This window comes from Antrihabitans spumae (assembly GCF_043944905.1).
GTDB classification, from domain to species: domain Bacteria; phylum Actinomycetota; class Actinomycetes; order Mycobacteriales; family Mycobacteriaceae; genus Antrihabitans; species Antrihabitans spumae.
Genome location: NZ_JBIMSN010000133.1, coordinates 1 through 24,223, shown reverse-complemented (window position 1 = coordinate 24,223; position 24,223 = coordinate 1). Strand labels below are relative to the sequence as shown.

The window sequence follows — 24,223 nt, the reverse complement described above, 5'->3', positions numbered from 1 at the left end:
AACGACGACACCGACTCTCAGCAGCCCTCAGAAGCCGCAATCAATTCGGCAACAGCCTCCGGGGGCGCCGAAAGGACGCACGAGCCGCGGAGCGGCCTCAGGAGCAATCGCCGGGCTCTCCGATCTTCACAACGGAGAGAATCGCTTCAGCCTCACCGACCGGCTCGCCGGCCGCCGGCGTCTGCGCGACAACGACCCAATTGCGGTCCATGACCTGCATTCGGCCTGCGCCAGTTGCGTCGTCGGATCGAGAGAAGAACACCCCCGCTTCCTGAATAACATCCTGTGCGGTTTGCAGAATCATGCACGTGACCGCAGGCATGATCGCGCTGGCCGGAGCCGGGGCCGGAACAGGTGGCTGCGGTGCGGGCACGGGCGCAGGCGCAGGCGCAGGGATCGGTGCCGGTGCAGTCGTCGTTTCCAGTTTCGAGGTAGCCGTCGGAGTCGCCGAGTACTCACTCTGCGTTGCAGGGATGGTGACGGTCTCGGTACGTACCGTCTCCGTGTCTCCAGATGTACAAGATGCAGCGGACAGCACACAAAACGTTGCGACGGCAGCAGCAAAGACGGTTCGTTTCAACGGAACTCCTCGACAGTTGGATGCGCCTGACCCGGGCGCGTCAACCATCTTCGACCGAACTATCCGAATAGTCTTGATATTGCGCAACTTGGCGAAACGCGTCGGGTCCGTGACGACCTCTATTCCGGAGATCTTTCCAGCGGTGAATTCGTAGACGAACACGACGAGCAGGCGACCACCGGGCGCGACGACGACCCCGACCCCACCGTTGACGAGTGCGATTGCTGTGACGCTCGCGCGCGAGGTGAACGTGAGCGCGCGACGAACCACGGCCAGTGCGCCTCGGACTTCGCGCGCTGTGTCCGTTGCACTGGCAGCGGTATCGGCACTGCGAACATGTCGTGCAGGACGAAGGCGAGTCGTTCGGCCGGACCCAAGGTGTCGAGTACGACGAGCATCGCGAGCCCGACGGAGTCTGCCAGCGCCGCTTCCTCCGCCGGATCGACGGCCGCCGGGCGATCACCTCGATGCACCGACGCGTGAGATTTGCTGGCGCGAAGCAGGTTCAAGGAAACGCGCGCGACAATCGTCGTCAGCCAGGCTGCGATGTTCTCGACGCCGCTACTGCCAGCCGCGCTGGCTCGAATCCAGGCGTCGACGCCGGGTCCAAATCGGCTCAGAAGGCGGGGGAGACGACCGAACGCCTGTTGGCCGTTTCCGCGTGGCGGGAATCGCCGCACTTCGACGACGCGGAGCGGGCAGCGTTAGCCATGGCCGAGGCCGCGATCCGCCTCGCCGACCGTGGCGATGCCGTCACCGACGACATCTGGGACGCGGCCGCCGATCACTACGACGAAGCCGAGTTGGCTGCGATCGTTCTTATGATCGGAGCGACAAACATGTTCAACCGTCTCAACGCAACGACTCGGCAGATCGCGGGCTGTGCCTGGTAGGGCTCGCACTCTGCTCCAACGACGGTCCGGCGCTGACCTGCGCCGATGACCTGCATGTTTGCCTTCGGCCGGGCTGTGGGTATCTACACGTACGCAATTCCGGTCGAAGGAGACTCAATGGGAGCAATCTCAGCCGCGGATTTCGCGACGAACATGCTCGCCGCCGCAGCATCGCCGGACCGTGTCGGGACCATGGTCGCGCAGTTGATCGGTGACTCGTTCGACACCGGGAGCATTCGGGTCGGACCGGCTGGCCTCGCCACCGCGCGAGCGGTCGGCGTCGTCGGCCAGGTGGTGGCGAGTCACAGCGACGACCCGAACTGGGATATCGACGTTCTTGTGCCTGTTGCGATGCACGCTCGAGTGGACGCCGGAATCAGGGTTGTCGCGTACGACGTCGATCTTGCTGTGCGTGCCCCGATAAGGCTCGTTTTGGAGCCGCCGTGCTCCGTTCTGATCGACCTGAAAGTGCTTGGTTCCGAGGATGTTCTTTCGACGATCGATCCGTGCGGTATGCCGTCACGCCTGATCGGCTGGATGCACGATATCGCCGATGTCGTAAACGGTTACGTGGTGACCTTCATCAACACATTGCTACAACGTGATGACATCGTTGCGATGCTGCGGATAGATGTTGCCGAACTCCTCGACCGCGCCTGGGAATCCGGCGCGTTCGTGAGTGGTCCCCTACGCCCGCGCTCCGGCAAAGCCGACATTCCTGACGCGATCCGAGTTCTACGAGTGCGCCCGCGCGGCGGCGAGGCGCGACATGTTCTCTTCACCCCAGCGACCGAGGTCCGCCATCGCTCGGTCGAGAGCAACACCTGACTCGGTCAGCGAGTAGACCACCTTGGGTGGTACCTGTGAGTGCACCTCGCGGTGGACGACTCCATCGCGTTCGAGCTCGCGCAATTGTTGGGTGAGAACACGTTCGGTGACCCCGTCGAGTTCTCGGCGCAGTTCGCCGAAACGTCGGGGTTCGACGCTAAGCGCCCAGAGAATCAGCGCCTTCCATTTGCCTCCTACGACGTCGATCGCCGCGTCGAGACCGCACAGGTAGTCGGGGCAGGGCACGTTGAGCTCCTCACTATCGATTATGTAAGTACCTTACAAATTAGTGGGTACTTGCGGAGGTGTGTGCGGACTCAGCAGGCTTGTACGCATGACACAACAACACAATCCAGTCTCTGTCGCAGTCGTCGGTCTCGGTCCGATGGGTGCCGCGTTGACACGGACGCTGCTCGACGCCGGTCTGCAAGTTACGGTGTGGAATCGCACGGCCGAGGCAGCGAAGGTCCTCGGTTCACTCGGCGCTTCGGTCGCCCGAACCCCGGCCGAGGCGATCGACGGCGTCGACCTCGTTCTTGTTTGTCTGCGCGACCATGCCGCGGTGCGTGAAGTCCTCGACGGGGCACGCACGGTCACGGCCGTTGTGAACTTCTCGTCGGCAACGCCGGATCAAGCGCGAGCGACCGCCGAGTGGGCTCGAGCTGTCGGGTTCGACAATTACGTCACCGCTGCGATCATGGTGCCGGTTCCGCTGATCGGTGATCGTGAGTCGCTGATTTTGTACTCCGGAAACGAAGCCGCTTATCGCCGTCATCACGCGACCCTCGACCACCTTGCTGGTGCGGGCGATTTCCTCGGCACGGACCATGGCCTCGCTCCGTCTTTCGACGTGGGCATGCTCGAAGTGTTCTTCGCGGGGCTGACCAGTTTCGTTCATGCGGCTGCGGTCATGAAGCATTCCGGTGTTGCTGCGCAAAAGTTTCTGCCGTACGCGCTCAGCGCGCTGTCGATCGTGCCCGCCTCTCTGGAAGGTGTTGCGCGAGATATCGATACGTCGACCTACTCCGGCGACGAGGACCGCGTCGCCATGGATCTTGCAGCGCTCGAACACATCGTCGAGGCCGGTCGCGCTGCCGGTCTGGACACCAGCCTCGCCGAGTCGATGCGCAATCTGGGGGCGCGGACTGTCGACGCTGGAGACGGCGACCTCGGCTGGTCGAGCGTGTTCGAACATCTGTAGGCGGCTTCGCCGCTCGTGCGTCTTTTCGGCGCGCCCGCCCTCCGAAAAGACGCACGACCCCTTCCGATACGTGGGTGTATCCGATACGCTCACGTATCGAAGAAGGGACGGGATGACGACCGACATCGAACCTCGCAGCGCCGCCAAGCGGGTAACCAAGCGGCGTGGTGAGACTCGTCAGCGACTTCTCGACGCTGCCTTCGAGGTATTCGCCGAGGAAGGTTTCGGGCGGTCGACCGTCGAGCAGATTTGCGAGCGTGCCGGCTTCACTCGAGGCGCGTTCTATTCGAACTTCGAGGCATTGGACGAGTTGTTCCTCGCCATGTGGGAGCAACGATCTACGCGGCTCGTCGCCGATGTGGAAGCGATACTCGGCCAAGAAGACCTGAACGAACTAGGCGACGTCCGCGATGTGGTCGAACGTCTGCTTGGCGCCGTCCCCGTCGACGGCGGCTGGTATCGGATCACCGCGGAGTTCACGGCGCACGCCCTGCGAAATCCGGCGCTGCGACAGGTGATGGCGGGTCGAGAAGACGTGATCGTTGCGACCCTCACACCGATCCTCACCGACCTGTTGGAGCGAGCAGGCCGCACCGTTCCCGATCGACTCGCGCTAGGGCAAGCCCTCGTCGCAGTCCACGACGGCACCAGCGTTCAATGCCTGCTCGAACCCGACAATCCTGCGGTCCGCGCTCGCCGCGTGGACCTCTTCACTCACGTCGTCATCGCCTACAGCACTCGAATCGAAGGATGAACATGACCGATCAGCCGGACGTCATCGTTGTCGGCGCAGGCCTCGCCGGCCTCGTCGCGACACACGAACTTGTCAAAGCTGGACGGAAGGTGTTGATCGTCGAGCAGGAAAATCGCAACAACCTCGGCGCACAGGCGTTCTGGTCGCTCGGCGGGCTGTTTATGGTCGACACTCCCGAGCAACGCCGGCTCGGCATCAAGGACTCGAAAGAGCTTGCGCTGCAAGACTGGATGGGCTCGGCAGCCTTCGACCGTGACCGCGAGGATCACTGGGGCAAGCAGTGGGCCCAGGCCTACGTCGAATTCGCGGCGACAGATAAGCGGCAGTACCTGCACGATCTGGGCCTTCGAATCACTCCGATCCTCGGGTGGGCCGAACGAGGTGGCGGCGCGGCAGACGGCCACGGCAACTCGGTACCGCGCTTTCACCTGACGTGGGGGACGGGTCCCGAGGTAGTGCGGGTCTTCGCAGAACCTGTACTCGAGGGCGAGAAGGCCGGTTTGGTCACGTTTGCCTTCAGACATCAGGTCGACGAACTGATCGTCGAGAACGATGCAGTAGTGGGTGTTCGTGGCACCGTCCTGGAGCCGAGCGATCTCGAACGCGGCAAGGCGTCGTCGCGAGAGGCGGTCGGCGAGTTCGAACTTCGCGCCAAGGCGGTTGTCGTCACGTCGGGCGGTATCGGCCACAACTTCGATCTGGTGCGCAAGAACTGGCCGACCGAACGTCTCGGCAAGTGCCCGGAAACGATGATCGCCGGCGTACCTGCTCACGTCGACGGTCGGATGCTGGCCATCTCCGAATCCGCGGGTGGCTCCATTGTGAACCGCGACCGTATGTGGCACTACACCGAAGGCATCAACAACTGGGATCCGATCTGGCCCAAGCATGCGATTCGCATCATTCCGGGACCGTCGTCGCTGTGGTTCGACGCCAACGGAAAGCGTTTGGCCGCACCGAATTTCCCAGGTTTCAACAACAACGCGACACTGAAGGAAATTCTTGCGACCGGGTACGACTACTCGTGGTTCGTCCTGACTCAGTCGATCATCGAAAAAGAGTTTGCGCTGTCGGGCTCCGAGCAGAATCCCGACATCACGAACAAGGATCTCAAGCTCACTCTGAAGAGCCGCGTTGCAAAGGGTGCGCCAGGTCCGGTCGAGGCGTTCAAGGACAAGGGTGAAGATTTCGTTGTAGCCGACAATCTCGCCGACCTCGTCGCCGGAATGAACAAGATCGCTCGCGGGCCGCAACTCGACCTCCAGGTCATCGAACGGCAGATCGTCGCTCGCGATCGAGAAATCACCAACAAGTTCTCCAAGGATCTGCAATTGATGGCGGTCAACAACGCACGTCAGTACCTGGGGGACAAGGTCGCGCGCACCGCGAAACCACACAAGATTCTGGACCCCGCGCACGGGCCGCTGATCGCAGTGCGACTGAACATCCTGAGCCGCAAGACACTCGGTGGTCTGGAGACCAACCTCGATTCGCAGGTCATGCACCCCGACGGTTCTGCATTCGACGGTCTGTATGCGGCAGGTGAGGTCGCAGGGTTCGGCGGTGGTGGGGTGCACGGCTACAACGCTCTAGAGGGCACGTTCCTCGGTGGTTGCATATTCTCGGGGCGCGCAGCCGGACTCGCGCTGGCGAAGAAGCTCGGATGACGCGTACAGCGCTGGTCACCGGTGCCTCGTCGGGGATTGGAAAGGCAACGGCCGCAGCACTTTCAGCGCGCGGCTACCGCGTGATCGGGACAAGCCGGAATCCGACGAACATCCCCGACGCCGACCGTCTCGCGGGCGTCGACTACCTCGCACTCGACCTCACCGACGCGGCATCGATCGAACGTTTCGTCGCCGACCTCGGCGAGGTGGACGTTCTCGTCAACAACGCGGGGGAGAGTCAGTCCGGTCCGATCGAGGAACTACCCGCCGATGCGATCGAGCGGATCTTCGCTCTGAACGTGTTCGGTCCGGTGCAACTCCTGCAACAGGTACTGCCCGGCATGCGCGAACGCGGGTACGGCCGTGTCGTGATGGTCGGATCGATGCTTGCGAGCTTTCCACTGGCGTATCGGTCGTCCTACGTCTCGACGAAAGCTGCAATCAAAGGGTTCGCCGAGGCGGCACGATTCGAAGTGTCGCCATTCGGAGTGTGGCTAACGACGGTCGAGCCGGGTTCGATCAACACCGGCATCAGCGAACGACGCACCAAGTACATCGCCGACGATTCGCCCTACCGCGACGACTTCCACACCGCGATAGGGCGACTCGACGACAACGAGTCGAAAGGTATTGCGGCCGAAAAGGTTGCCGACATGATCGTCGCGGCGATAGACGCAGAGAAGCCGAAGCCGTTGTATGCGGTCGGCAGTCGTTCGCCGCTTGTGTTCGCGCTCAAACGAATTGCGCCGCGGACGTTCGTGGAGAAGATGATCGCCCGCGCACACGGGTTGAGTAGGTAGCTACTCGTCACGCTCGCAGCGTCGTGGTCAACTCGAGTCGGACGTGTCGCCGAACGAAGATGCTCGGCAGCCAGCTCGCGTGACTCGGCTCGGCGACACCGAAATTGCCTGTACGCGTGAGAAGTTCGTCGAGCACCACCCGAGCTTCCAGCCGTGCGAGTGCTGCTCCAACACAGAAGTGCACGCCGGCACCGAAAGCCAGGTGCCCACGTGGTCGCGGACGGTCCAGCACAACCGCGTCAGGATCGGCGAATTGGCCACTGTCACGATTCGCCGACCCCCACAGCAACAACAGATGACTTCCTGCGGGGAGTCGAACATCGCCGAGTGTCGTGTCGGCGACGACATGGCGGTGATGGCCGCGAAAAGGTGATTCGAGTCGCAACGACTCTTCCAGAAACGGCACCAACGCAGCACGATTGATTCGGATCTGTTGCTGCAGAGCCGGATCGGTGGCCAGCAGTCGAACTGCGTTGCCGAGCAAACCCGCCGTCGATTCGCCGCCTGCACCGACAAGCTGGACGAGCATCAGGACGGCTGCGTCGTGTCCGAGATTGCCGGCCGAACACTCTCGCGCAAGATCACCGACGAGGTCGTCCCCTGGCTCGTCGCATGCGCGGTCGAAGTGCGCATGCAAATAGTTGGCGAGTTCGGCAGCCGCCGTCACAACCGCAACCAAACGTCCTTCGTCGAGGACGCCGCCGAGAAGTTCCGTGCTGGCATAGCCCCATTCGACGAGCTTCGGCACGTCTTCCTCGGGCAGCCCGAGCAGGCGGGCGACCATTGTCATCGGCAGTCGGTCGGCGATCGCGGCCATCCATTCGACTCGATCGCCGGTCAGGTGTTTGTCGAACAGGTCTCGGGTGACCGCAAGAATCGACGGCTCCAACGCGCGCACCCGTTTTGCCGCAAGCGTGGGCAGCACAAGCTTGCGTTGGTCGCGGTGAACGGCGTCGTCGGCTGTAGCCAGTACGTGGACGGCTCGACCTGCACCGTCGAGATCGAAGGTCGTCGGCGCTGCGTTGGGTCGCTGCATCAGAACGCCGGTGAGGTGGGACGAGAAGTCGTCTACTCGTTGCGTTGCCTCGACGATTAGATCCCAGGTCGACACGAGATAGAAGTCCGAGCCGGGAACACGAAAGACAGGTGCGCGTCGACGCAGCTCGCCGAAGAGAGGGTAGGGATCGTCGACCGCCGCGGCGGCGAACACGTCGAGGTCGGCGCCTCCCGCTACCTCGCTTGGAGACATTTTGGTTGTCGGCATTGTCCAAGCATGTGGTGGGCAGGAACGCCCGGTCAAGGCTTCGCAACTATTGAGAAATGCCTGTTCAGAGGCTACAGACGGTTGTCTCAGCGCACCACGCCGACCTGCGAACACGTTGTAGCATGAACTCGATATTGTCTCGACGTGAGAATTCTGGGGTTTCGGTATCACCTAGGAAAGCGGGATCTGTGGCGCAGCAGGACTGGTTGGTCGGCGACAACAGACGAAGGCTTGCCGTGCGTCGAATCATCGACGGAGCAGCCGACCTCATTGCGCGCGACGGTATCGATGCCGTCGATATCGATGCCATCGCCGAATCGGTCGGCTGCTCGCGCGCGACGGTCTACCGCTACGTCGGTGGAAAGTCAGCACTTGCCGACGCGGTGCTCGCCGACGCGGGTGCACGAATTGCCGAGGACGTGGCACGACAGGTAAAGCCGCTCGACGGAGCCGAACGGGTCGTAGTAGCAATGACGGCGTCGTTGGCGGCCGTGCGTTCCGATCGTGTCGCAGGCCAAATGATCGACCGGATCACGCCGAAAACCGTGACCCGGATGTTGATCGGATCGCGTGAGCTGACGAGCATTGCGAAGGAATTGACAGGGATGGCGGACGACCCGCTGGCGGCGCAGTGGATCGTTCGCGTCGTGTTGTCGTTTCTGTTCTGGCCCGCCGCGGACGACGCGATCGAACGTCGGATCATCGAGCGGTTCGTCGCCGAGTCGTTCCGCACGGAGGCCTGAAAATGACAGACGATGCAACCCTCGACCAGGTCCTCGGTGCGGTAGGGCCACGCCTGCGCGCGCTCAGGCAAGAACGTGGAGCGACGTTGGCGCAACTGGCCGAGACGACTGGAATCTCGTCGAGTACGTTGTCGCGCTTGGAATCCGGCCAACGGCGACCGACCCTCGAGTTGTTGTTGCTCCTCGCATCAGCTCATCAGGTTCCGCTTGATCGGTTGGTCGACGCACCGGCGACGGGTGACCCACGGCTGCACTTGAAACCCTTCGAGCGAGCTGGGATGACGTTCATCCCTCTTACGAAGCGGCCGGGTGGGGTCCAGGCGTTCAAGCAGATCCTTCCGCCGCGCAATTTCGATCGGGAGCCCGAACCGAAGGTGCACGAGGGGTACGAGTGGATGTACGTCCTTTCGGGACGAATTCGGCTGGTTCTCGGTGCGCGAGATTTCGTCCTGTCGGCCGGTGAAGTCGCCGAATTCGACACGCGGGTGCCGCACTGGTTCGGCAATCCGGGGCCGGGTCCGGCGGAGTTGCTCAGCTTGTACGGTCCGCAGGGGGAGCGGATGCATGTGCGGGCGCAGCCAACGACCGCGCGGCAAGAACCGCCGTCCACGGGGTAGACTGATTGGTCCACGTGTACTCGCGGCAGCACGACTCGAGTGGAGGTAAGTAGGTGGTCGACGGACCTCGCGAGCGGCTCATCAACAGCGCAATACATCTTGTGCGCCGAAACGGGCTGGCAGGGACCGGAATTGCGGAGTTGCTCGAACACAGCAAGACCGCGCGACGGTCGATCTACATGCATTTTCCCCGCGGCAAGGACGAGCTGATCGAGACGTCGACCCGCGCCGCAGGCACGGTGATGAGTGCGACGATCGCGCGGCTCACAGCTTCCGACGATCCGGCGCAGAGCATCGAAGCCTTCGTCCGGATGTGGCGTTCGATCCTCGCCGACAGCGACTTCACCGCGGGTTGCCCCGTCGTTGCGGCAGCACTGGGTGGCTCCGAAGCGCAGTCGGCGCCGGCCGCAGCCGCTGCTGTCTTTCGGGACTGGGAGCGGCTGATCTCCGCCCAACTCGTTCGGCTCGGTGTGCCGACGGCGCGGGCGGATTCGCTTGCGACGATGACGATCGGCTCGGTGGAAGGCGCGATCGTGCTCGCGATCGCGTCGCGTTCCATGCAACCGCTCGAGCGCACCCAACTGCATCTGACCGAACTCGTCGAACACGATGTCCAGGTAGCTGCCGCGCGCTAATGCGTAGCGGCGGAATGCATCTCCCAGATCAGAAGTTCGCTCGGCTCGGTCGCGGTCACGCGGTGCCCGCCGGTTGCGGTGAGTCGAACGGCGTCGCCTGCGCTGATGTCGCCGACGTCTTCGAACGTTGCCGCGCCATCGGCGAGGTAGACATGCCCGAAGGGCGCGTCGGGGATCTGCACGGACTGGCCCGGCCGGAGGCGCGCAACGTGGAGAGCGGCATCACGATTTCCGATCCGGATCGCTGACGTGTCCCGGTACGCAGTCATGCCGGAGGCGAGAGTGAACATCGTCGCGCTAGTGATGTCGGCGGTGACATCGAGTTCCTCGTAACTCGGCGCGCCTCCTGCTTCGCTCGGCGGCACCCACATCTGCACCACCCGCAGGGGAGTGCGCTGACTGCGGGTTGCGCCGTTTCGCTCCGAGTGGAGAACTCCTGTGCCCGCACTCATCCGTTGCGCAAGGCCGGGATGGATCATGCCGGAGTTGCCCATCGAATCCTGATGCACGACAGTGCCTTCGAGAACCCACGTGATGATCTCCATGTCGCGATGCTGGTGGGTGTCGAACCCCTCGCCCGCGTCGACGGTGTCGTCGTTGTGGATCAGCAACAGGCCGTGGGCGTTCGCCGCTAGGTCGAAGTTTCCAGTGGCAGGAAACGACTGCTTCGAATCTAGCCACTCGTTCCACCAGTGACCACGACTCGCGCTCGGCACGAGCACTGCCTTCGATGCGGTCGGTTCGGATCCCATGGTCATTGAAACTTCGACTACCGCCGACCTTATTCCCGGCTTCGGGTGCGGACTGAGATCGCGAGGACCTAGTTGCCGACCCTGTCCGCGTTCTCGGGGCACAGCAGCTTCGCGGCGACGACAACTGCCTTACCCGACTCCTCTGGCGTCCACAGCTGCTCTTCGAGTCCGAATCTGGTTGCCGCTTCTGCCGATTCACCACCGGTGAGCGCCTTGCAGATTCGTTGCCCGGTACCGACCGCCGATTCTTCGTTGCGTACGGGCACACCGTACGGACCGAGCGCCGCGACGAATGCCGCCTCCGGCTCGACACCCTCGACCGGAGTGAGTTCCGGGAGCGTCGACGCTGCAGGCGGGGCCGACGAGGCAGATTCGGCGACCGATGCGACCGTCGAGGTCGCCTCCCTGGCTGCTGAATCGTTGTCGGATCCGCACCCGACGACAGTTACGGCGAGGACGGCGACGGTGCACAGAATTGTTCGGACCACGACTGCCATCTTGCCATTGCGGCTGTGACACAAGAGTCCACGGCTCCACAATGCGTGCAGTATGGGCAGGTGACTATCGAACGCATCGAGGTACAACGCGCAATCTCGGCATCGCCTGCGACGATCTTCGGATTGCTGTGCGAACCGGCAGGCCACGTCGCGATCGACGCGTCCGGAATGTTGATGTCGGCGGAGGGCTCACGGGTCGCCGCGGTCGGCGACACCTTCGTCGTACACATGGACCGTGAGGCGCTCAACGACTATCCACTCGGTCTGTACGACGTGACCGTGACGATCGAGACGTTCGTGGAAAACCGTGACATCTCCTGGACGATCGTCGGCGCGATCAAGCCGCCGATCGGGCACCGCTACGGCTACCGAATCGAGCCGATCGGAGACACCGAGGATGCCGCAGCGTCCGTGGTCACGTCCTACTACGACTGGTCGACCATCGACCCCTACTGGCGTGAACGCGCTATCTTCCCGGTGCTGTCGGAGAACGCTTTGCGGGCGACGCTCGGAATTCTCGCCCGCACGGTTGCACCTGGCCTGCCGCGACCGGTCTAAGCCTTCTTGTGCGGGAGGTCGAGATCGCGCAGGGCGGGTAATGCGAAGCACACCAACGAAATCACGACGACAGGTATCGCCAGCGCGAAGAATGTCGGTCTGATGCCGAACGTATCGATCAGCGGTCCAGCAGCCAGGTAGCCGAGGGGTCCGGCCGCGTATGCGGACGACGTCATGACGCCGACGACACGACCGCGCATGTGTTCCGGACTCAACGTCTGCATTGCGTAGTTCGCGATCGGCCCGACCGGACCGAACACCAGCCCGATGAGAAACGCGAGCGTGAGCGTCAGCCAGATCGGTGGCAGAAATGCCATGCCGACCATGCAGATGCCGAGACCGCCGACGGCGAGCAGCATCAACGTCCGCCGCTTGGCGACGGCAGCCAGCGCGCCGTAGGCGAGTGCGCCGATGACGCCGCCGACACTCATCGCTGCCAACACCCAACCGAGCTGTGCAGGCTGACCGAGTTCGGTGAAGTACGCGGGATACAACACCCCTTCGACCGGCATGTAGAGCGCAACGAGCGCCATGTCCACGAGGGCGATGGTCCGCAGCAGCCGACTGCGCCACACGAACTTCACACCTTCCAACGTGCCCGACCACATCGACGTCGGACGCGTCTCGGGGTCGGGCTTGCCCGATCCGTCCACCCGAAGCAGCGCGATGGTTGCGATCGACAGAGCGAAGCAACCGGCCGTCACCCACAGCGTGTCGACGGCACCGGTGATTGCGATCAGCATTCCGCCGACACCGGGACCGATGAGGTAGGCCGTGCTGTATGTCGCCTCGTAGACACTGTTGGACCGGTCGAGGCTCCAGCCGGCTTCGGCCGCGGCGGCGGGAAGCATCGATTCGCGGGCTGCGATTCCCGCGGGATCGAAGACCGCACCGATTGCCGCAAGCAGCGCAATCAGGGGCACGGAGAGCCCGACCGTCGCGGCAAGGATGGGAATTGCGGCAACGGAAACGGCAGACAGCGAATCCGACACCAACGATGTCAGTCGCCGCCCGAAGCGGTCGATGACGGTGCCGGAGAACAAACTCGCCAGCAGCAGCGGCAATGTCGCTGCGCCCGCCACGATTCCGGCATCGGTGGCTCGACCCGTCTGCTCGAGGACGAGCCAGGGCAACGCGACGATGGTGATGCCGTTGCCGGTCGCAGACAACAGTGCTGCGAGATTGACGAGGACTAGTGGGGTGCGCCGGCGAGTGATCGTCGCCGTGTCGGTGGTCACGGAGGGCCTTCTGTGGTCGAGAATGATTGCTGACGAAGCTACCGCCATGCGTCGAGCCGTGTCGACACATTTTCACGGTCGCGGCGGTGCTAGAGATGCCGCACCGACGACCCTCTGGGAGGTAGGCACAGGTGAGCGTTCTGCAGTCGGTGTTCGGCCGCTGGAGCGCCGGAATACGAGCGGCGATCGCCTTCGGGCTTCCCGCCGTCATCGCGGTAGCCGCGGGGTTTCCACACCAGGCGTTGATCATCTTCTGCGGAGCCTTCGCCGTGCTCTACGGCGAAGGGCAGCCCTACCGTGCTCGGGCAGGCAGAGTGCTCGGCGCCGGAGCGACCATTCTCGTCGCGGTCGGTCTCGGAGCACTTGCAGGCGACGTGGTCCGTGGCACTGCTTTTGCCGACGATGTGGCGTCCGTCCAGCTCGTCGAGGTCGTGGTGCTGACAGCAGTTGCGGTGTTCGGCACCTATGTCAACGACGCAGGCCAGTTGGTCCACCTGGCTCGTTCTTCTTCGTTCTCGTCTGTTCGATCGGCATCGGTCTGTCGAGTGCCGACGTCTCGACGGTATCGATCCTGGTGTGCACCGCAATCGGCGTCGGATCCTCGCTTGTCGTGTCGATGGCCGGCGTCGTTCGTGACCCCCGCAAACCGGAGCGCACAGCGGTCCTTCGTGCCGTGGAACTGATCGACGCGTACGTCGAGTCGGTGGCTGCCAACCGAGGTGACGACGAGGGTCGGAGTGCGGCTGCCGCGGCGCTCTGGAATGCGTGGGCGATGGTGCACGCAGCCGGACTTCCCACCCGTGACCCCGAATCCGAGTTGCTCGCAACGCTGCAGCGTGCGCATCGCGCTTTTGCCGGAGCAGTCGGATCGGTTCGTTCCGGTGACAGTGTCGAGACCGCAATGATGTTGCGGTACAACTACATTCCCTTCGGGCCGCCGGACATCGGCTATCGGCTGCGGCGCTCGCTTGCACCCGATTCGCATGCTGTAAGCACCGCCGTACGTGTCGGCATTGCGTGTGCGCTCGGCGGCGGGATCAGCATTGCCGTCGGTCTGGACCGTCCGGATTGGGCGATCATTTCCGCGGTCCTTGTGCTGCATCAGGGCCTCGATCGAGTGCAGGGCACCGCTCGTGGGTTTCATCGTTTCGCGGGCACGGTCATCGGCCTCGGGCTGTTCGCGGCGTTGCATCAGCTGGCGCTGACCGGGTACGCCTTCGTCGCGCTGTTGATGGTGCTGCAGTTCTCGATCGAACTGCTCGTCGTCAACCGCTACTGGCTGGCGGTTGTATTCATCACACCGGTCGCTCTCCTTGTCGGCGGCGCAAGCCATCCCGACGCACATGTCGGTCCGATAGTTCTGGATCGGCTGGTCGAGACGGTCGTCGGAGTCGTAGTGGCGCTGGTCGCGATGTGGGCGGTGTTGCGCCATGCGCACAGAGCGACTTTCGAGTGGACCGACAGGCGGGTTGTAGACACTGCGACCGCACTCCTGGACACGCTCGCTGTCGCGTCCGTCGACGGCAGCGCGCTCGCACAGCGCCGCGATCTGCAGTACGAACTGATCGAATCGGCCAAGAGCGGTGCCGATGTCGTCCGCACCGAAGGTGGCTGGGCGCAACAGCACTGGCGCGAGCACAGCGCGATCCAAGGCTTGGGGTACGAACTTCTCGCCGACTGTTGGACGGTCCCAGCAGGCGGGAAATTGGCTGGTGTCGACCTATGGAAAGAGCGGTTCCAACCCTTCGTTGCGTGAGTTCTTGCCAGGTGGTTGGCGTTCCATCGACGTATTCGCCTGCTGGGCACCGATTCCCGCAGAGATGACAAGAACGATCCCAGCGATCTGCAGCGGGTTCGGTATCTGGGTGAGGATCGCGAGGCCCAATACCGTTGCAATGCCCGGCTCGAGTGCCATCAGTGTTCCGAAGGCAGCGATGGGCATCCGTCGCAGCGCGAGCAGTTCGAGAGTGAACGGCAACAGCGGGACGAGTATGGCCAGGCCGAGACTTTGTACTGCCAGCGTGGGTGTCAAGCCGCCGACCGCGTTCGCGATGCCGAAGGGGGCGATGACTACGGCGCCGACCGATAGCGAGATCGCAAGGCCGCCGAAGCCGTCCAGTTGGGACCCGACCCGGTGGGTCAGCATGATGTAGGAACCCCAGCCGACGGCGGCGGCGAGGGCGAAAAGTAGACCTGCGACATCGAGTTCGCCGAGCCACGGCTGGGTCAAACCGACGACCCCGACGAGTCCGAGTGCGGGCCAGATCAACGCCAAGCGCCGATGGCTCCTGATCGCGGCGACGCCGAGTGGACCGAGGAACTCGATCGCAACGGCTGTGCCGAGTGGAATTCGTGCGATCGCTTCCATGAACATCAGCGTCATCAGGCCGGTCGCGGTTCCGAGCAACACAGTGCTGAGCAGGGTTCGGCGCGGGATCGATCGAATGGCCGGACGAGTGATCGCCATCAGCAGCGCAGCGGCGATCGACAGTCGCAACCAGGCCGCGCCCGCGGGAGTGAGGGCGTCGAAGAGGTGCGTGCTCAATGCCGCTCCCAATTGAATGGCGAGCATCGCTGACACGGCGAGGGCGGGCGCGGGAATCTTCACCTGACCCATTCAAAAGATCAGCGCTGTCCGCGTCCAGCGCATGTTTGGAACAATATTGTTCACAAAAGGTGGATGATTGGATGGTGGACCTGGAAAAGCTGCGGGCATTGGTGGAGTTGTCACGTCTGGGCACCATGTCGGCCGTTGCCGACGCGACGGGCTACGGCACGTCGGCGGTCAGTCAGCAGCTTGCCGGTCTGGAACGCCAACTCGGAGTCGATCTGCTCGAGGCTCATGGTCGTCGAGTACGCCTGACGCCCGCGGGACGACGACTCGCAGCGCACGGCAAGACCATTCTCGCCGCAGTAACCGCAGCACAGCTCGATTTGGCCGAGCAGGCCGCACCGAGCGGAGTCGTCCGTGTTGCGGCCTACGGAACGGCGATGCGGCGACACCTGATCCCGGCGCTCGCCGAAATCGCCGACCGATACCCGACTATGAGTCTCGAGCTGCAGGAGTACGAGCCCCCGGAGACGCTGACGCTTCTGGACGACGACGGGATAGATGTCGGCTTCGTCTACGACTACACGCTCGTGCCACGCGTCTGGCGACATCCGCACACCTTGCTCTCGACGAGTCGAGTCGTTCTCGCGGTACCCGCCGATGCAAAGGTGGCCGACCGTATATCCGAGCCGTCCGATCTGGACGTCTTCCGGGACACGCCCTGGATCGCCAACTCTCGCGACACCGGTGATGACGAGCTCGCGGCGCGGCTGTGCGCGCTCGCTGGATGGGCACCGGACATCCGACACCGGGCCGACGATCTCGACCTGGTCGCCGATCTCGTTCTGGCCGGACAGGGCGTCAGCGTGCTGCCCGCCGAATCGCAGGAAGCGAAACGTGTACGAACAGTCGCGCTCGAACTGGGGAACGTCGAGCGCCGCATGTGGAGTGGGACGCGAGCGGGCACACAGACGTGGCGGGCTGCCACGGCGCTCATCGAGCTGGTTCGCTCACACGTCGTGTCGCAATATCCAGCGGACGTTCCACTCAGCCCTGAGGTGAACTGATGTTCACGAGCCAACCGATGCCGAATTTGTCGATCAGCGAGCCGAATTCGTCGCCCCACATTTGCTTCTCCAGCGGGACGGTGACCGTGGCACCGTCGCCGAGTGCGTCCCAGTACCCGCGCAACTCGGCTGCATCTTCGCCGCTGAGGCTGATCGTGATGTTGGTTCCGGGGTTGTGTTCCATGCCGGGCGGTGTGTCCGAAGCCATGAGGGTGAAGCCGTTGTCGGCTTCGAGCATTCCGTGCATGATGCCCTCGGTTCCGTCGGGAGCCCCGAAGTCGGCAAAGCTGTTCATGATCAAACTGCCGCCGAAGACCGTCTTGTAGAACTCCAGAGCCTCCTTGGCATTGCCCGCAAAACTGATGTACGGATTGAGTCGAGAAACCACGATCTGCTCCTTCGATGGTGAGCCGCGTCGGTTGGACACTAACGCGAGGTGCCGACATTTCGGACGCGATCGCAGCTCGGAGAGCCTGTCTGTTTCGGCACGCGCTGGCCACCCACGCGATCTGGACAAACCCGCCACGCAACGCTTGGATGAAATCCAGCCACTGACGAAGGTGATGATCAGCAATGGACAGCGCGGCTGCACCCAGCGGAGAAACCACGACGGTACTGACTCCTGACGGTCGCAACCTCGCGTACGTCGAAGTGGGAGATCCCGACGGACCGCTTGTTCTGCACAATCACGGCGGCCCCAGCAGCCGTTTCGAGGCACGCCTTTTCGCACGTTTTGCGGCGACGAATCGGCTGCGGTTCGTCTGCGTCGACCGACCAGGAATTGGCCAATCCAGTCCGCAACAGAAACGCACCTTCGCTGGCTGGGCCGACGACCTCACGGTCGTCGCCGATGCGCTCGGCTACCAAGAATTCGGTGTGACGGGATGGTCGGAAGGCGGTCCTTGGGCACTTGCGGCAGCCGCCTACATCGATCCCGCTCGACTGCGTCACGTCAGCAGCATCGCGGGTGCAAGCTATGGAACGTTCGGGGATAATTCTGCAGCGCAGTACCTTTCGAAGGTAGACGCGATGGGCGGAGCACTCGCCCTGCGTTTCACGCCTGTCTTCCGCCTTATGTACATGACTCTTGGCCTCACAGCCAAGCGCTTCCGCAAAACGTACTTCAGCCAACTGGACAAGGCCGTCAATAGTTACGATAAGGAGATCGTGAGTCGGCCGGATTTCGAATCCGCCTTCTACGACGCGACCGTCGAATGCTTCGCTCAGGGGTCCGGGGGATTGGTTCGTGACGCCATCCCGTTGTATCGGCGATGGGAATTCGATGTGACAACGATCGAACGGGAAGTCCATATGTGGCAGGGTCTGGATGACCTTCTGGTCCCTGATCCGATCAACAAAGCGGTGGCTGATCGAATGCCCGGAGCTGTGTGGCATCCAGTCGACGGCGCCGGCCATTTTGTCGCGATCGGCGCCGGTGGCGACATCCTCGCCATCGCGGCCAAGGAACTGGGTGCATAGCATCTCGAGCTATGCAGTGGGCAGCGTAAGTACCTTGGGTCCGTCGTCGGTGACCGCAATTGTGTGCTCCGAGTGTGCCGTTCGAGATCCGTCTGCCGATCGGATCGTCCAACCGTCGTCGTCGAAGACGATCCGGTCCGTGGTCTGCGCCAGCCACGGCTCCAGTGCCAGCGTCATTCCGGGCCGGAGCATCAGCCCGCGGTTGGGTCGGCCGTTGTTGGACACGTGCGGATCCTCGTGCATCGTGCGGCCGAGTCCGTGGCCGCCGAATTGGGTGTTGACCGAGTAGCCGTAGTCGGTGCACACCGTTCCGATGGCGAACGAGATGTCGCCCAACTTGTTTCCGGGTGTCGCGGCGGCGATTCCAGCAGCCAACGCGACTTCGGTGACATCGATCAATCGCGCATCGGCTGGGTCGGCCGTGCCGACGATGAGGCTGCGGGCCGAGTCGGCGACCCAGCCGTCGATCGAGACCGCGAGGTCCAGGCTGAGCAGATCGCCGTCGCGCAGGGTGTAGTCGAATGGAAGTCCGTGCAGCACAGCATCGTTGACGGACAGGCAGATGACGTTGCGAAACGGTCCGCGGCCGAACGACGGTGCGTAATCCCAGTAGCAGGAAACCGCTCCACGTGCGTCGATCATCGTTCGCGCGTGCTGCTCCAACTCGAGGAGGTTGACGCCGGGCTGCGCGCGTTCGCCGACGGCAACGAGCACGTCGGCGACGAATGCGCCGGTGATCCGCATTCGTTCGATCTCTGCGGGCGACTTGAGTTCCAGCATTCCTACCTCTCGGAGTGTGATCTGCATCGGTATTTTAATACCATCCCACGGTGGTATTAAAATACCAACTCCGCTAGGCTTCGACCATGGTCAGACGCCCCCTCACTCCCGAACAGTTCAGCGCAGGCAGACGTCTCGGGTCGATGCTGCGAGACGCACGGGGAGACCGTGGTCTGAGCGATGTGGCCACGGCCGCAGGCATATCGCCGGAAACGTTGCGCAAGATCGAAACCGGAAGAATGCCGACGTCGTCGTTCGGGACGATCGTCGGTCTCGCAGCCGCGCTCGGGCTGCCGATCCAGGAACTCGCGGACGCGTGGCTCGCGGACGCAGCGGTTGCTGCGACTGCCTAGACAGACGATCAGCGCGACAATTCCGCCACGATCGTGTCCGCAAATGCGTCGACGTCGGCTTCGGTTGTGTCGAACGAACACATCCACCGCACCTCGCCGGCGGCCCGGTTCCAGTCGTAGAAGCGGAACTTCTCGCGAATTCGGTCTGCGGCCGCGTTGGGGAGCGCGGCGAACACCGCGTTGGCTTCCGTCTTCTGAGTGAACGACAGCCCCTGCGGCGCAGCGGCTTCGAGGCGCCCGCGAAGCCTGGCCGCCATCGCATTCGAATGCCCCGCCGCACGGAGATAGAGGTCGTCTGTGAGAAGGGCGATGAATTGAGCAGAGATGAATCGCATCTTCGACGCCAATTGCATCGTCGACTTGCGGAGATAGAGCAGCCCGTCCGATGCTGCCGGATCGAGTACGACAACAGCCTCGCCGAACAGCATGCCGTTTTTCGTCCCACCGAAGCTGACGACGTCGACGCCTGCGTCGGACGTGAACTCTCGGAGCGGCACTCCTAGCGCCGCAGCGGCATTCGAGATCCTGGCACCGTCGAGATGCACTTTCATGCCATGCCCATGTGCATGATCGGCGATGGCTCTGATCTCGTCGACCGTGTACAGCGTCCCGAGTTCGGTTGTGTTGGTGATGCTTACGGCCAATGGCTGCGCACGATGTTCGTCGCCCCAACCCCAGGCCTGACGATCGATGATCTCGGGCGTCAGCTTCCCGTCGGGTGTATCCACCGTCAGCAACTTCAGGCCGGTCGTTCGTTCGGGTGCGCCGCCCTCGTCGGAATTGAGGTGTGCTGTTGTCGCGCAGATGATTCCGGCCCACCGCGGCAGCATCGATGTAAGCGCGGTGACGTTGGCTCCGGTTCCATTGAAGACGGGAAACGTCTCTGCCTGCTCGCCGAAATGCGAGCGCATGACCGACCGCAGCCTTTCGGTGTACTCGTCCTCGCCGTAGGAGACCTGGTGGCCGAGGTTGGCGTCGGCCAATGCTTCGAGGATCTCGGGGTGGGCGCCTGCGTAGTTGTCACTTGCGAAACCACGCGAGGACGGATCGTGAAGTCGGGTCACCCAATCAGCTCCGACGTGCCCGCTGTGCGAGATCGACTGTGGCTGCGCGGAGTTCGCCGATCGAATCGATCGGCTTCGAGTAGCCGACGCGCGTCATCGCGACTCCTCGTGGTGTTGTCACCCGCAGATCCAAGCCGTACCGGTCTGCGCCGACGCACGTCGCCTCCGTTGCATCGGGGAAGCCACCGAGTTCCTGCACCATCGCGAGCAACGAAGCGCTGTGGTCCTCGTTGAGGTGAGTGATCGCGCCCGCAGCCTTGGGTACGACAGGGTCCGGTGTCGCGGCGGCATACGCCTCGGCGGTCGCCGAATCCATCCGACCGTAGCCACCGACCCACCGCACACGCTGCACTCGCAACACCCAGAGTGAGAAGTCGGAGAAGTCGACGTAGATGTGTGCCGCCGGCACCGCGGCGAGGTGGGCTGCGCGTGCGGCGGCCAACTCGTCACCGCTCGGGCGTTCGACAATCCCGGCCAGTGTGATGCGGGTGCTCGCGAGCGGATCCGACGGTTGGTCGGGCGTCACGATCGCAAGGCTCGCACGAGGATCGCCCGCAAGATTTCGGCCGTGTTCAGCCATTCGAGACACACACAGGACCGGTGCACCGTCCAGCAGACCGTAGGTGACAAACGACGCCCACGGATCACCGCTGCTGGTCAGGCTCGCCAACGTAGCGACATTGGTCGATGCGGCCAGAGTTCGCGCCTCTTCGGCGGCGGACGGTCGCGTGGAGTCAGCGACTGCAGTCAATGGCGGCGGGACGGTCGGTGCGTCGCCGGGGTCGCCGTGATCGAGGTTGGCCATGCCGGAAACGGTACGCCGCGGCCGGCAGGCTCAGCTTTCCAGTAGCTCTGCCACCACCGAGGAGAGCTGTTCGGCGTTGCGACACTCGTGCATCGTAATTTGCTCGCGGTAAGCACCCGCGGCCGAATCTCCGGTGCCCCAGCGGCTTCGAGGTTCGGGATTGAGCCATCGAGCATGCTTGGCGGAGGCGACCAGATCGCGGAGCACCGCAGCACGCGGATCGCTGTAGTTGCTGCGCGCGTCGCCGATCACGATGAGCGATGTTCTCGACGTCATCGCATTCGGGTACGCGGAGGCGAACGATTCGAGAGCGCGTCCGTAGTCGGAACGTCCGTCGACATCTATCTCGGCCTCGGAATTCATCTTCGCTACCGCGACGCGTAGGTCGGTGCCAGGGGCGAAGAGGTCGGTGACCTCGTCGACCGTGTCGATGAAGGCGAAGATCCGCACTCGGGAGAACGCCTTGCGAAGTGCGTCGACGAGGATGAGTGTGAAGTAGCTGAACTCCGCGACCGAACTCGACATATCGCACAGGACAACAAGTTCGGGCTTCGCGATCCGCGGCTTGCGCCGCACGAGCGTGATCGGAACACCGCCGGTCGACATGGACCTGCGCAAGGTCGAGCGCAGATCGATCTCACCCGCCCGCGCCCGGCGTCGTGCAGTCGCCTCGCGAACCGCCAGTGTGCGGCCGAGGTCGACGACCGCCCTGCGGACCGCGGCCAGTTCGGAGGTGTCGGCAGCATCCGGCTCGTCCATCCCCGCTGTTCTCGGGACTGCATATCGCGCGACCCGGTCGCGGCCACGACGCTGTGCGACCAGTCTGTTGGTCTCCAACGTCACGGCGCGCTGCAGTTGGTCCAACTGCGCCTGCGCTGTCCGTTCCGCAATGACAGAACTCATCGCGGTAGGCGGTAGGCCCGCTGCGATGCGCATTGCGATCCGATTCGTCGTCTCCGCGGTGTCGAGTCCGCGCATCGCCTGCATTGCGGAGTACGAGTCGCCGTCTGCACTTCGATACTCACCGAACTCCGAAACCAGATCGGCTGCAATGGTGCTGACCGCGTCGTCGAATGCCGAAGCGTCCAGCTCGTCGGACGCTGCCGCCATCAGTTCGGCAAGTGCGTCGGGTGTGGTGTCCTCGTCGCGATCCTTCTGACGAGCGGGAGATGCGCCGGCAAACCACAGGTCGAAAAGCGCTGCGAACGTTGGTAGTTCGACTTCGCGATGCACCAAGGTGGCACACAGCGCGCCGCGGACCTGACCGCGGTCGTACAGATCGATACACCTCAGCGCTGCAACGGCATCGACGAGTGCGGCAGGACCGCAGGGCAGGCCGTTGTCCCGGAGCGCATCGACGAACCCGATCACATGGTTCAACAATCCATCGCGTCCTGCGGCCGCGAAGTCAGCTTCGGCGTCGGGGATCCTGTGCGCGAGGATTCGGCGCTCCATCCCTGAACTCGGGTTGGGTAGCCGGCTGAAGTGACACCTCCGCCGCAGCGCATCCGACAGTTCACCTCTACCACCCGAGGTGAGGATGACGAGTGGTCGCCGAACCGCAGATACGGTGCCGTACTCGCCGATGGTGATGGCGAAGTCACCGAGCACCTCGAGCAGCAGCGCGTCGAACTCGATCTGTGCCTTGTCGACTTCGTCGACGAGTAACACGGTCGGTTGGTCGCTCCGTAGAGCCGCGAGCAGCGGCCGTTCGAGTAGAAACTCGTCGGAGAAGATGTCCACATCGGCGGCGTGGGTCGAACTTTGTAGTCGCAGAATCTGTTTCGCGTGATTCCACGCGAACAGTGCCTCCTGTTCGCCGACCCCTTCGTAACATTGCAAGCGAATCAGGCGAGCGCCTGCGCTCTGCGCCAGTGCACGTGCCAGTTCGGTTTTGCCGACGCCGGTGTTTCCTTCGAGCAGCAACGGTCTACCGGTGAGGTCGGCCAGATGGACCGCGAACGCTGTTTGTCGACTGGCGATGTATCCCACGTCCGCGAGACCGCTACGAATCTGCCGTGAATCGGTGAACAGTGGGACAAGATCTTTGTCCTGCAGGCCGACGGGCCGAACGGTCTGCCCGACGCGCGGCAGTCTGCCCAACGTTCGGGCAAGTGAACGTCGTCGTCCACCGATTCTTGCCACGCGGACAACGCTACCGGGTGGCGTCACTCGCCTAAACTGACGTGCGTGACCAGACTGACAGTCGAACGCAGAATCGCAGCGCCTCCGGCAGCCGTCTTCGATTGGCTGACCGACGTCAGTAACTACGTGCAGACGCGGACAGTGATCCGTGCCCGCCGAACCAAAGATGGCGAGGGCGCGCTCTACGGCGTCGGCGCGATCAGGGAGATAACCGCGGTCGGCGCCTGGTTCCGCGAGTCGATCACGCACTACGACAGGCCGAACGAGTTCAGGTACCTAATCGTCGAGTCGATCCCGGCGATCGAACATCGCGGCGGCAGTGTGCAATTGACGCCATTCGAGAACGGCACCCACGTGACGTGGACCACTGAATACGAGTTGCCGCTTCGGTCTGGCGGAGCGCTGGTGGCGACCGCAATCGCCCCGATCCTGGAGCGCTCGTTTCGCTCGATCCTTGCGGCGGCCGACAGATCGCTGACACGCCGATAAGCGGCGAACTTACCAGCGGGTAGATTCGCTGGGGTGGAATCATCCGGGGAAGCCGCACAAGAGACGTTCGATCCTGCCGAGCACGCGTTGGCGATGGTCGGTAATCACTATCGAACCGCAGACGCTTACGAGGTCGGCCGCGAGAAGATCCGCGAGTACGCAAGGGCTGTCCAGGACGAGCACCCGGCGCATCGAAGCGAAGATGCGGCGAAGGCTCTCGGTTACGACGGCCTGCTTGCGCCGCTGACCTTCTTCTCCTTGGTCGGAATGCTGTCGCAGCGACGCCTTCTCGAAACCATCGCCACCGGCTACGACCTGAGTCAGATCCTCCACACCGACCAGGTTCATCAGTACCACCAGCCGATCAAGGCAGGCGACCGACTTGTGTGCGACGTCTACCTCGACTGGGCCTTGACCCCGGATGTTGGACACGGGGATTTTCTGGCTATGCAGCCTGGATGAG

At 63.3% G+C, this 24,223-nt stretch carries 28 protein-coding genes and 1 pseudogene; 17 read left to right on the top strand and 12 right to left on the bottom strand.

The window, feature by feature from the left end; all coding sequences use genetic code 11:
* Window positions 1-97: 97 nt before the first annotated feature.
* Window positions 98-850 (bottom strand): hypothetical protein, encoded by a 753-nt coding sequence (locus ACHIRB_RS26595; RefSeq protein ID WP_395126187.1) that lies wholly within the window; start codon window positions 848-850, stop codon window positions 98-100.
* A 5-nt stretch (window positions 851-855) separates the two neighbouring features.
* Between ACHIRB_RS26595 and ACHIRB_RS26590 the strand changes: the two genes are divergently transcribed.
* Entirely contained in the window at window positions 856-1,473 is a 618-nt protein-coding gene (locus ACHIRB_RS26590; protein WP_395126188.1) for a carboxymuconolactone decarboxylase family protein, read from the top strand.
* A 117-nt stretch (window positions 1,474-1,590) separates the two neighbouring features.
* On the top strand, window positions 1,591-2,301 hold the full coding sequence (locus ACHIRB_RS26585; protein ID WP_395126189.1) for a hypothetical protein: 711 nt from the start codon (window positions 1,591-1,593) through the stop codon (window positions 2,299-2,301).
* Here ACHIRB_RS26585 and ACHIRB_RS26580 read toward each other — a convergent pair.
* Complete coding sequence (locus tag ACHIRB_RS26580; RefSeq protein WP_395119212.1) at window positions 2,209-2,547, bottom strand: winged helix-turn-helix transcriptional regulator; 339 nt, start codon at window positions 2,545-2,547, stop codon at window positions 2,209-2,211. The genes ACHIRB_RS26585 and ACHIRB_RS26580 overlap by 93 nt on opposite strands.
* Window positions 2,548-2,635: 88 nt before the next feature.
* Here ACHIRB_RS26580 and ACHIRB_RS26575 point away from each other — a divergent pair, with 88 nt between their 5' ends.
* The 4 genes from ACHIRB_RS26575 (at window position 2,636) to ACHIRB_RS26560 (ending at window position 6,723) form a co-directional block, all read left to right on the top strand.
* A complete protein-coding gene (locus ACHIRB_RS26575; protein ID WP_395126190.1) occupies window positions 2,636-3,502 on the top strand; it encodes an NAD(P)-dependent oxidoreductase in 867 nt (288 codons plus the stop codon).
* A gap of 112 nt (window positions 3,503-3,614) precedes the next feature.
* Complete coding sequence (locus ACHIRB_RS26570; RefSeq protein WP_395126191.1) at window positions 3,615-4,256, top strand: TetR/AcrR family transcriptional regulator; 642 nt, start codon at window positions 3,615-3,617, stop codon at window positions 4,254-4,256.
* Window positions 4,257-4,258: 2 nt separating this feature from the next.
* Window positions 4,259-5,923, top strand: a complete 1,665-nt coding sequence (locus ACHIRB_RS26565; protein WP_395126192.1) for an FAD-binding dehydrogenase — start codon at window positions 4,259-4,261, stop codon at window positions 5,921-5,923.
* Window positions 5,920-6,723, top strand: a complete 804-nt coding sequence (locus ACHIRB_RS26560; RefSeq protein WP_395126193.1) for an SDR family oxidoreductase — start codon at window positions 5,920-5,922, stop codon at window positions 6,721-6,723. The genes ACHIRB_RS26565 and ACHIRB_RS26560 overlap by 4 nt, the downstream gene beginning before the upstream one ends.
* Window positions 6,724-6,730: 7 nt before the next feature.
* Here the strand turns inward: ACHIRB_RS26560 and ACHIRB_RS26555 are convergent, their stop codons facing one another.
* Complete coding sequence (locus ACHIRB_RS26555) at window positions 6,731-7,987, bottom strand: cytochrome P450 (protein ID WP_395126194.1); 1,257 nt, start codon at window positions 7,985-7,987, stop codon at window positions 6,731-6,733.
* A 188-nt stretch (window positions 7,988-8,175) separates the two neighbouring features.
* On the opposite strand from ACHIRB_RS26555, the gene ACHIRB_RS26550 reads away from it, so the two are divergent.
* From ACHIRB_RS26550 to ACHIRB_RS26540, 3 genes are read left to right on the top strand one after another with little or no spacing between them, the layout of a single operon-like run.
* Entirely contained in the window at window positions 8,176-8,730 is a 555-nt protein-coding gene (locus tag ACHIRB_RS26550) for a TetR/AcrR family transcriptional regulator (protein WP_395126195.1), read from the top strand.
* Between the two features lie 2 nt (window positions 8,731-8,732).
* Complete coding sequence (locus tag ACHIRB_RS26545; RefSeq protein WP_395126196.1) at window positions 8,733-9,347, top strand: helix-turn-helix domain-containing protein; 615 nt, start codon at window positions 8,733-8,735, stop codon at window positions 9,345-9,347.
* A gap of 53 nt (window positions 9,348-9,400) precedes the next feature.
* Complete coding sequence (locus tag ACHIRB_RS26540; protein WP_395126197.1) at window positions 9,401-9,982, top strand: TetR/AcrR family transcriptional regulator; 582 nt, start codon at window positions 9,401-9,403, stop codon at window positions 9,980-9,982.
* On the opposite strand, the gene ACHIRB_RS26535 is transcribed toward ACHIRB_RS26540, so the two are convergent.
* Together ACHIRB_RS26535 and ACHIRB_RS26530 are read right to left on the bottom strand one after the other, a co-directional pair.
* The gene (locus ACHIRB_RS26535) at window positions 9,979-10,740 is read right to left on the bottom strand and encodes a pirin family protein (protein ID WP_395127796.1); all 762 of its coding nucleotides are present in this window, start codon (window positions 10,738-10,740) and stop codon (window positions 9,979-9,981) included. The two genes, ACHIRB_RS26540 and ACHIRB_RS26535, sit on opposite strands and share 4 nt — an antisense overlap.
* A 62-nt stretch (window positions 10,741-10,802) precedes the next feature.
* Window positions 10,803-11,222: a DUF732 domain-containing protein gene (locus ACHIRB_RS26530; RefSeq protein WP_395126199.1), complete on the bottom strand. Its 420-nt coding sequence runs from the start codon at window positions 11,220-11,222 to the stop codon at window positions 10,803-10,805.
* 69 nt (window positions 11,223-11,291) lie between these two features.
* Between ACHIRB_RS26530 and ACHIRB_RS26525 the strand changes: the two genes are divergently transcribed.
* Window positions 11,292-11,789, top strand: a complete 498-nt coding sequence (locus tag ACHIRB_RS26525) for an SRPBCC family protein (RefSeq protein WP_395126200.1) — start codon at window positions 11,292-11,294, stop codon at window positions 11,787-11,789.
* Here the strand turns inward: ACHIRB_RS26525 and ACHIRB_RS26520 are convergent.
* On the bottom strand, window positions 11,786-13,075 hold the full coding sequence (locus tag ACHIRB_RS26520; protein WP_395126201.1) for an MFS transporter: 1,290 nt from the start codon (window positions 13,073-13,075) through the stop codon (window positions 11,786-11,788). The genes ACHIRB_RS26525 and ACHIRB_RS26520 overlap by 4 nt on opposite strands.
* Before the next feature lie 83 nt (window positions 13,076-13,158).
* On the opposite strand from ACHIRB_RS26520, the gene ACHIRB_RS26515 reads away from it, so the two are divergent.
* Together ACHIRB_RS26515 and ACHIRB_RS26510 are read left to right on the top strand one after the other, a co-directional pair.
* Window positions 13,159-13,710, top strand: a complete 552-nt coding sequence (locus ACHIRB_RS26515; protein ID WP_395126202.1) for a hypothetical protein — start codon at window positions 13,159-13,161, stop codon at window positions 13,708-13,710.
* A complete protein-coding gene (locus ACHIRB_RS26510) occupies window positions 13,644-14,783 on the top strand; it encodes an FUSC family protein (protein ID WP_395126212.1) in 1,140 nt (379 codons plus the stop codon). The genes ACHIRB_RS26515 and ACHIRB_RS26510 overlap by 67 nt, the downstream gene beginning before the upstream one ends.
* Here the strand turns inward: ACHIRB_RS26510 and ACHIRB_RS26505 are convergent.
* Window positions 14,748-15,635, bottom strand: a complete 888-nt coding sequence (locus tag ACHIRB_RS26505; RefSeq protein ID WP_395126203.1) for an EamA family transporter — start codon at window positions 15,633-15,635, stop codon at window positions 14,748-14,750. The genes ACHIRB_RS26510 and ACHIRB_RS26505 overlap by 36 nt on opposite strands.
* 80 nt (window positions 15,636-15,715) lie before the next feature.
* On the opposite strand from ACHIRB_RS26505, the gene ACHIRB_RS26500 reads away from it, so the two are divergent.
* Window positions 15,716-16,645: a LysR family transcriptional regulator gene (locus tag ACHIRB_RS26500; RefSeq protein WP_395126204.1), complete on the top strand. Its 930-nt coding sequence runs from the start codon at window positions 15,716-15,718 to the stop codon at window positions 16,643-16,645.
* Here the strand turns inward: ACHIRB_RS26500 and ACHIRB_RS26495 are convergent.
* A complete protein-coding gene (locus ACHIRB_RS26495; protein ID WP_395126205.1) occupies window positions 16,626-17,033 on the bottom strand; it encodes a VOC family protein in 408 nt (135 codons plus the stop codon). The two genes, ACHIRB_RS26500 and ACHIRB_RS26495, sit on opposite strands and share 20 nt — an antisense overlap.
* Window positions 17,034-17,218: 185 nt before the next feature.
* Between ACHIRB_RS26495 and ACHIRB_RS26490 the strand changes: the two genes are divergently transcribed.
* The gene (locus ACHIRB_RS26490) at window positions 17,219-18,124 is read left to right on the top strand and encodes an alpha/beta fold hydrolase (protein ID WP_395126206.1); all 906 of its coding nucleotides are present in this window, start codon (window positions 17,219-17,221) and stop codon (window positions 18,122-18,124) included.
* 9 nt (window positions 18,125-18,133) lie between these two features.
* Here ACHIRB_RS26490 and map read toward each other — a convergent pair whose 3' ends face one another.
* Entirely contained in the window at window positions 18,134-18,904 is a 771-nt protein-coding gene (map, locus tag ACHIRB_RS26485) for a type I methionyl aminopeptidase (protein WP_395126213.1), read from the bottom strand.
* 86 nt (window positions 18,905-18,990) lie between these two features.
* Here map and ACHIRB_RS26480 point away from each other — a divergent pair, with 86 nt between their 5' ends.
* On the top strand, window positions 18,991-19,257 hold the full coding sequence (locus ACHIRB_RS26480) for a helix-turn-helix domain-containing protein (RefSeq protein WP_395126207.1): 267 nt from the start codon (window positions 18,991-18,993) through the stop codon (window positions 19,255-19,257).
* Between the two features lie 8 nt (window positions 19,258-19,265).
* Here the strand turns inward: ACHIRB_RS26480 and ACHIRB_RS26475 are convergent, their stop codons facing one another.
* Genes ACHIRB_RS26475 through ACHIRB_RS26465 form a run of 3 tightly spaced genes read right to left on the bottom strand, consistent with a single transcriptional unit; the run spans window position 19,266 to window position 23,271 of the window.
* The gene (locus ACHIRB_RS26475) at window positions 19,266-20,321 is read right to left on the bottom strand and encodes a threonine aldolase family protein (protein ID WP_395126208.1); all 1,056 of its coding nucleotides are present in this window, start codon (window positions 20,319-20,321) and stop codon (window positions 19,266-19,268) included.
* Between the two features lie 4 nt (window positions 20,322-20,325).
* Entirely contained in the window at window positions 20,326-21,126 is an 801-nt protein-coding gene (locus ACHIRB_RS26470; RefSeq protein ID WP_395126209.1) for a HugZ family pyridoxamine 5'-phosphate oxidase, read from the bottom strand.
* A 30-nt stretch (window positions 21,127-21,156) separates the two neighbouring features.
* Window positions 21,157-23,271, bottom strand: a complete 2,115-nt coding sequence (locus ACHIRB_RS26465; protein ID WP_395126210.1) for a VWA domain-containing protein — start codon at window positions 23,269-23,271, stop codon at window positions 21,157-21,159.
* 45 nt (window positions 23,272-23,316) lie between these two features.
* Between ACHIRB_RS26465 and ACHIRB_RS26460 the strand changes: the two genes are divergently transcribed.
* On the top strand, window positions 23,317-23,760 hold the full coding sequence (locus ACHIRB_RS26460) for an SRPBCC family protein (RefSeq protein ID WP_395126211.1): 444 nt from the start codon (window positions 23,317-23,319) through the stop codon (window positions 23,758-23,760).
* A 93-nt stretch (window positions 23,761-23,853) separates the two neighbouring features.
* Window positions 23,854-24,165: pseudogene (locus ACHIRB_RS26455) on the top strand (FAS1-like dehydratase domain-containing protein); the annotation flags it as partial.
* Between the last annotated feature and the right edge of the window lie 58 nt (window positions 24,166-24,223).

Excerpts from the sequence above, each read along its gene's own strand:
- ACHIRB_RS26545 (WP_395126196.1), top strand. The coding sequence starts at position 8,733 with ATGACAGACGATGCAACCCTCGACCAGGTCCTCGGTGCGGTAGGGCCA.
- ACHIRB_RS26480 (WP_395126207.1), top strand. The coding sequence starts at position 18,991 with ATGGTCAGACGCCCCCTCACTCCCGAACAGTTCAGCGCAGGCAGACGT.
- ACHIRB_RS26500 (WP_395126204.1), top strand. The coding sequence starts at position 15,716 with ATGGTGGACCTGGAAAAGCTGCGGGCATTGGTGGAGTTGTCACGTCTG.
- ACHIRB_RS26585 (WP_395126189.1), top strand. The coding sequence starts at position 1,591 with ATGGGAGCAATCTCAGCCGCGGATTTCGCGACGAACATGCTCGCCGCC.
- ACHIRB_RS26570 (WP_395126191.1), top strand. The coding sequence starts at position 3,615 with ATGACGACCGACATCGAACCTCGCAGCGCCGCCAAGCGGGTAACCAAG.
- ACHIRB_RS26565 (WP_395126192.1), top strand. The coding sequence starts at position 4,259 with ATGACCGATCAGCCGGACGTCATCGTTGTCGGCGCAGGCCTCGCCGGC.
- ACHIRB_RS26490 (WP_395126206.1), top strand. The coding sequence starts at position 17,219 with ATGGACAGCGCGGCTGCACCCAGCGGAGAAACCACGACGGTACTGACT.
- ACHIRB_RS26470 (WP_395126209.1), bottom strand. The coding sequence starts at position 21,126 with ATGGCCAACCTCGATCACGGCGACCCCGGCGACGCACCGACCGTCCCG.
- ACHIRB_RS26510 (WP_395126212.1), top strand. The coding sequence starts at position 13,644 with ATGGCCGGCGTCGTTCGTGACCCCCGCAAACCGGAGCGCACAGCGGTC.
- ACHIRB_RS26575 (WP_395126190.1), top strand. The coding sequence starts at position 2,636 with ATGACACAACAACACAATCCAGTCTCTGTCGCAGTCGTCGGTCTCGGT.
- ACHIRB_RS26555 (WP_395126194.1), bottom strand. The coding sequence starts at position 7,987 with ATGCCGACAACCAAAATGTCTCCAAGCGAGGTAGCGGGAGGCGCCGAC.
- ACHIRB_RS26535 (WP_395127796.1), bottom strand. The coding sequence starts at position 10,740 with ATGACCATGGGATCCGAACCGACCGCATCGAAGGCAGTGCTCGTGCCG.
- ACHIRB_RS26560 (WP_395126193.1), top strand. The coding sequence starts at position 5,920 with ATGACGCGTACAGCGCTGGTCACCGGTGCCTCGTCGGGGATTGGAAAG.
- map (WP_395126213.1), bottom strand. The coding sequence starts at position 18,904 with ATGCTGGAACTCAAGTCGCCCGCAGAGATCGAACGAATGCGGATCACC.
- ACHIRB_RS26520 (WP_395126201.1), bottom strand. The coding sequence starts at position 13,075 with ATGGCGGTAGCTTCGTCAGCAATCATTCTCGACCACAGAAGGCCCTCC.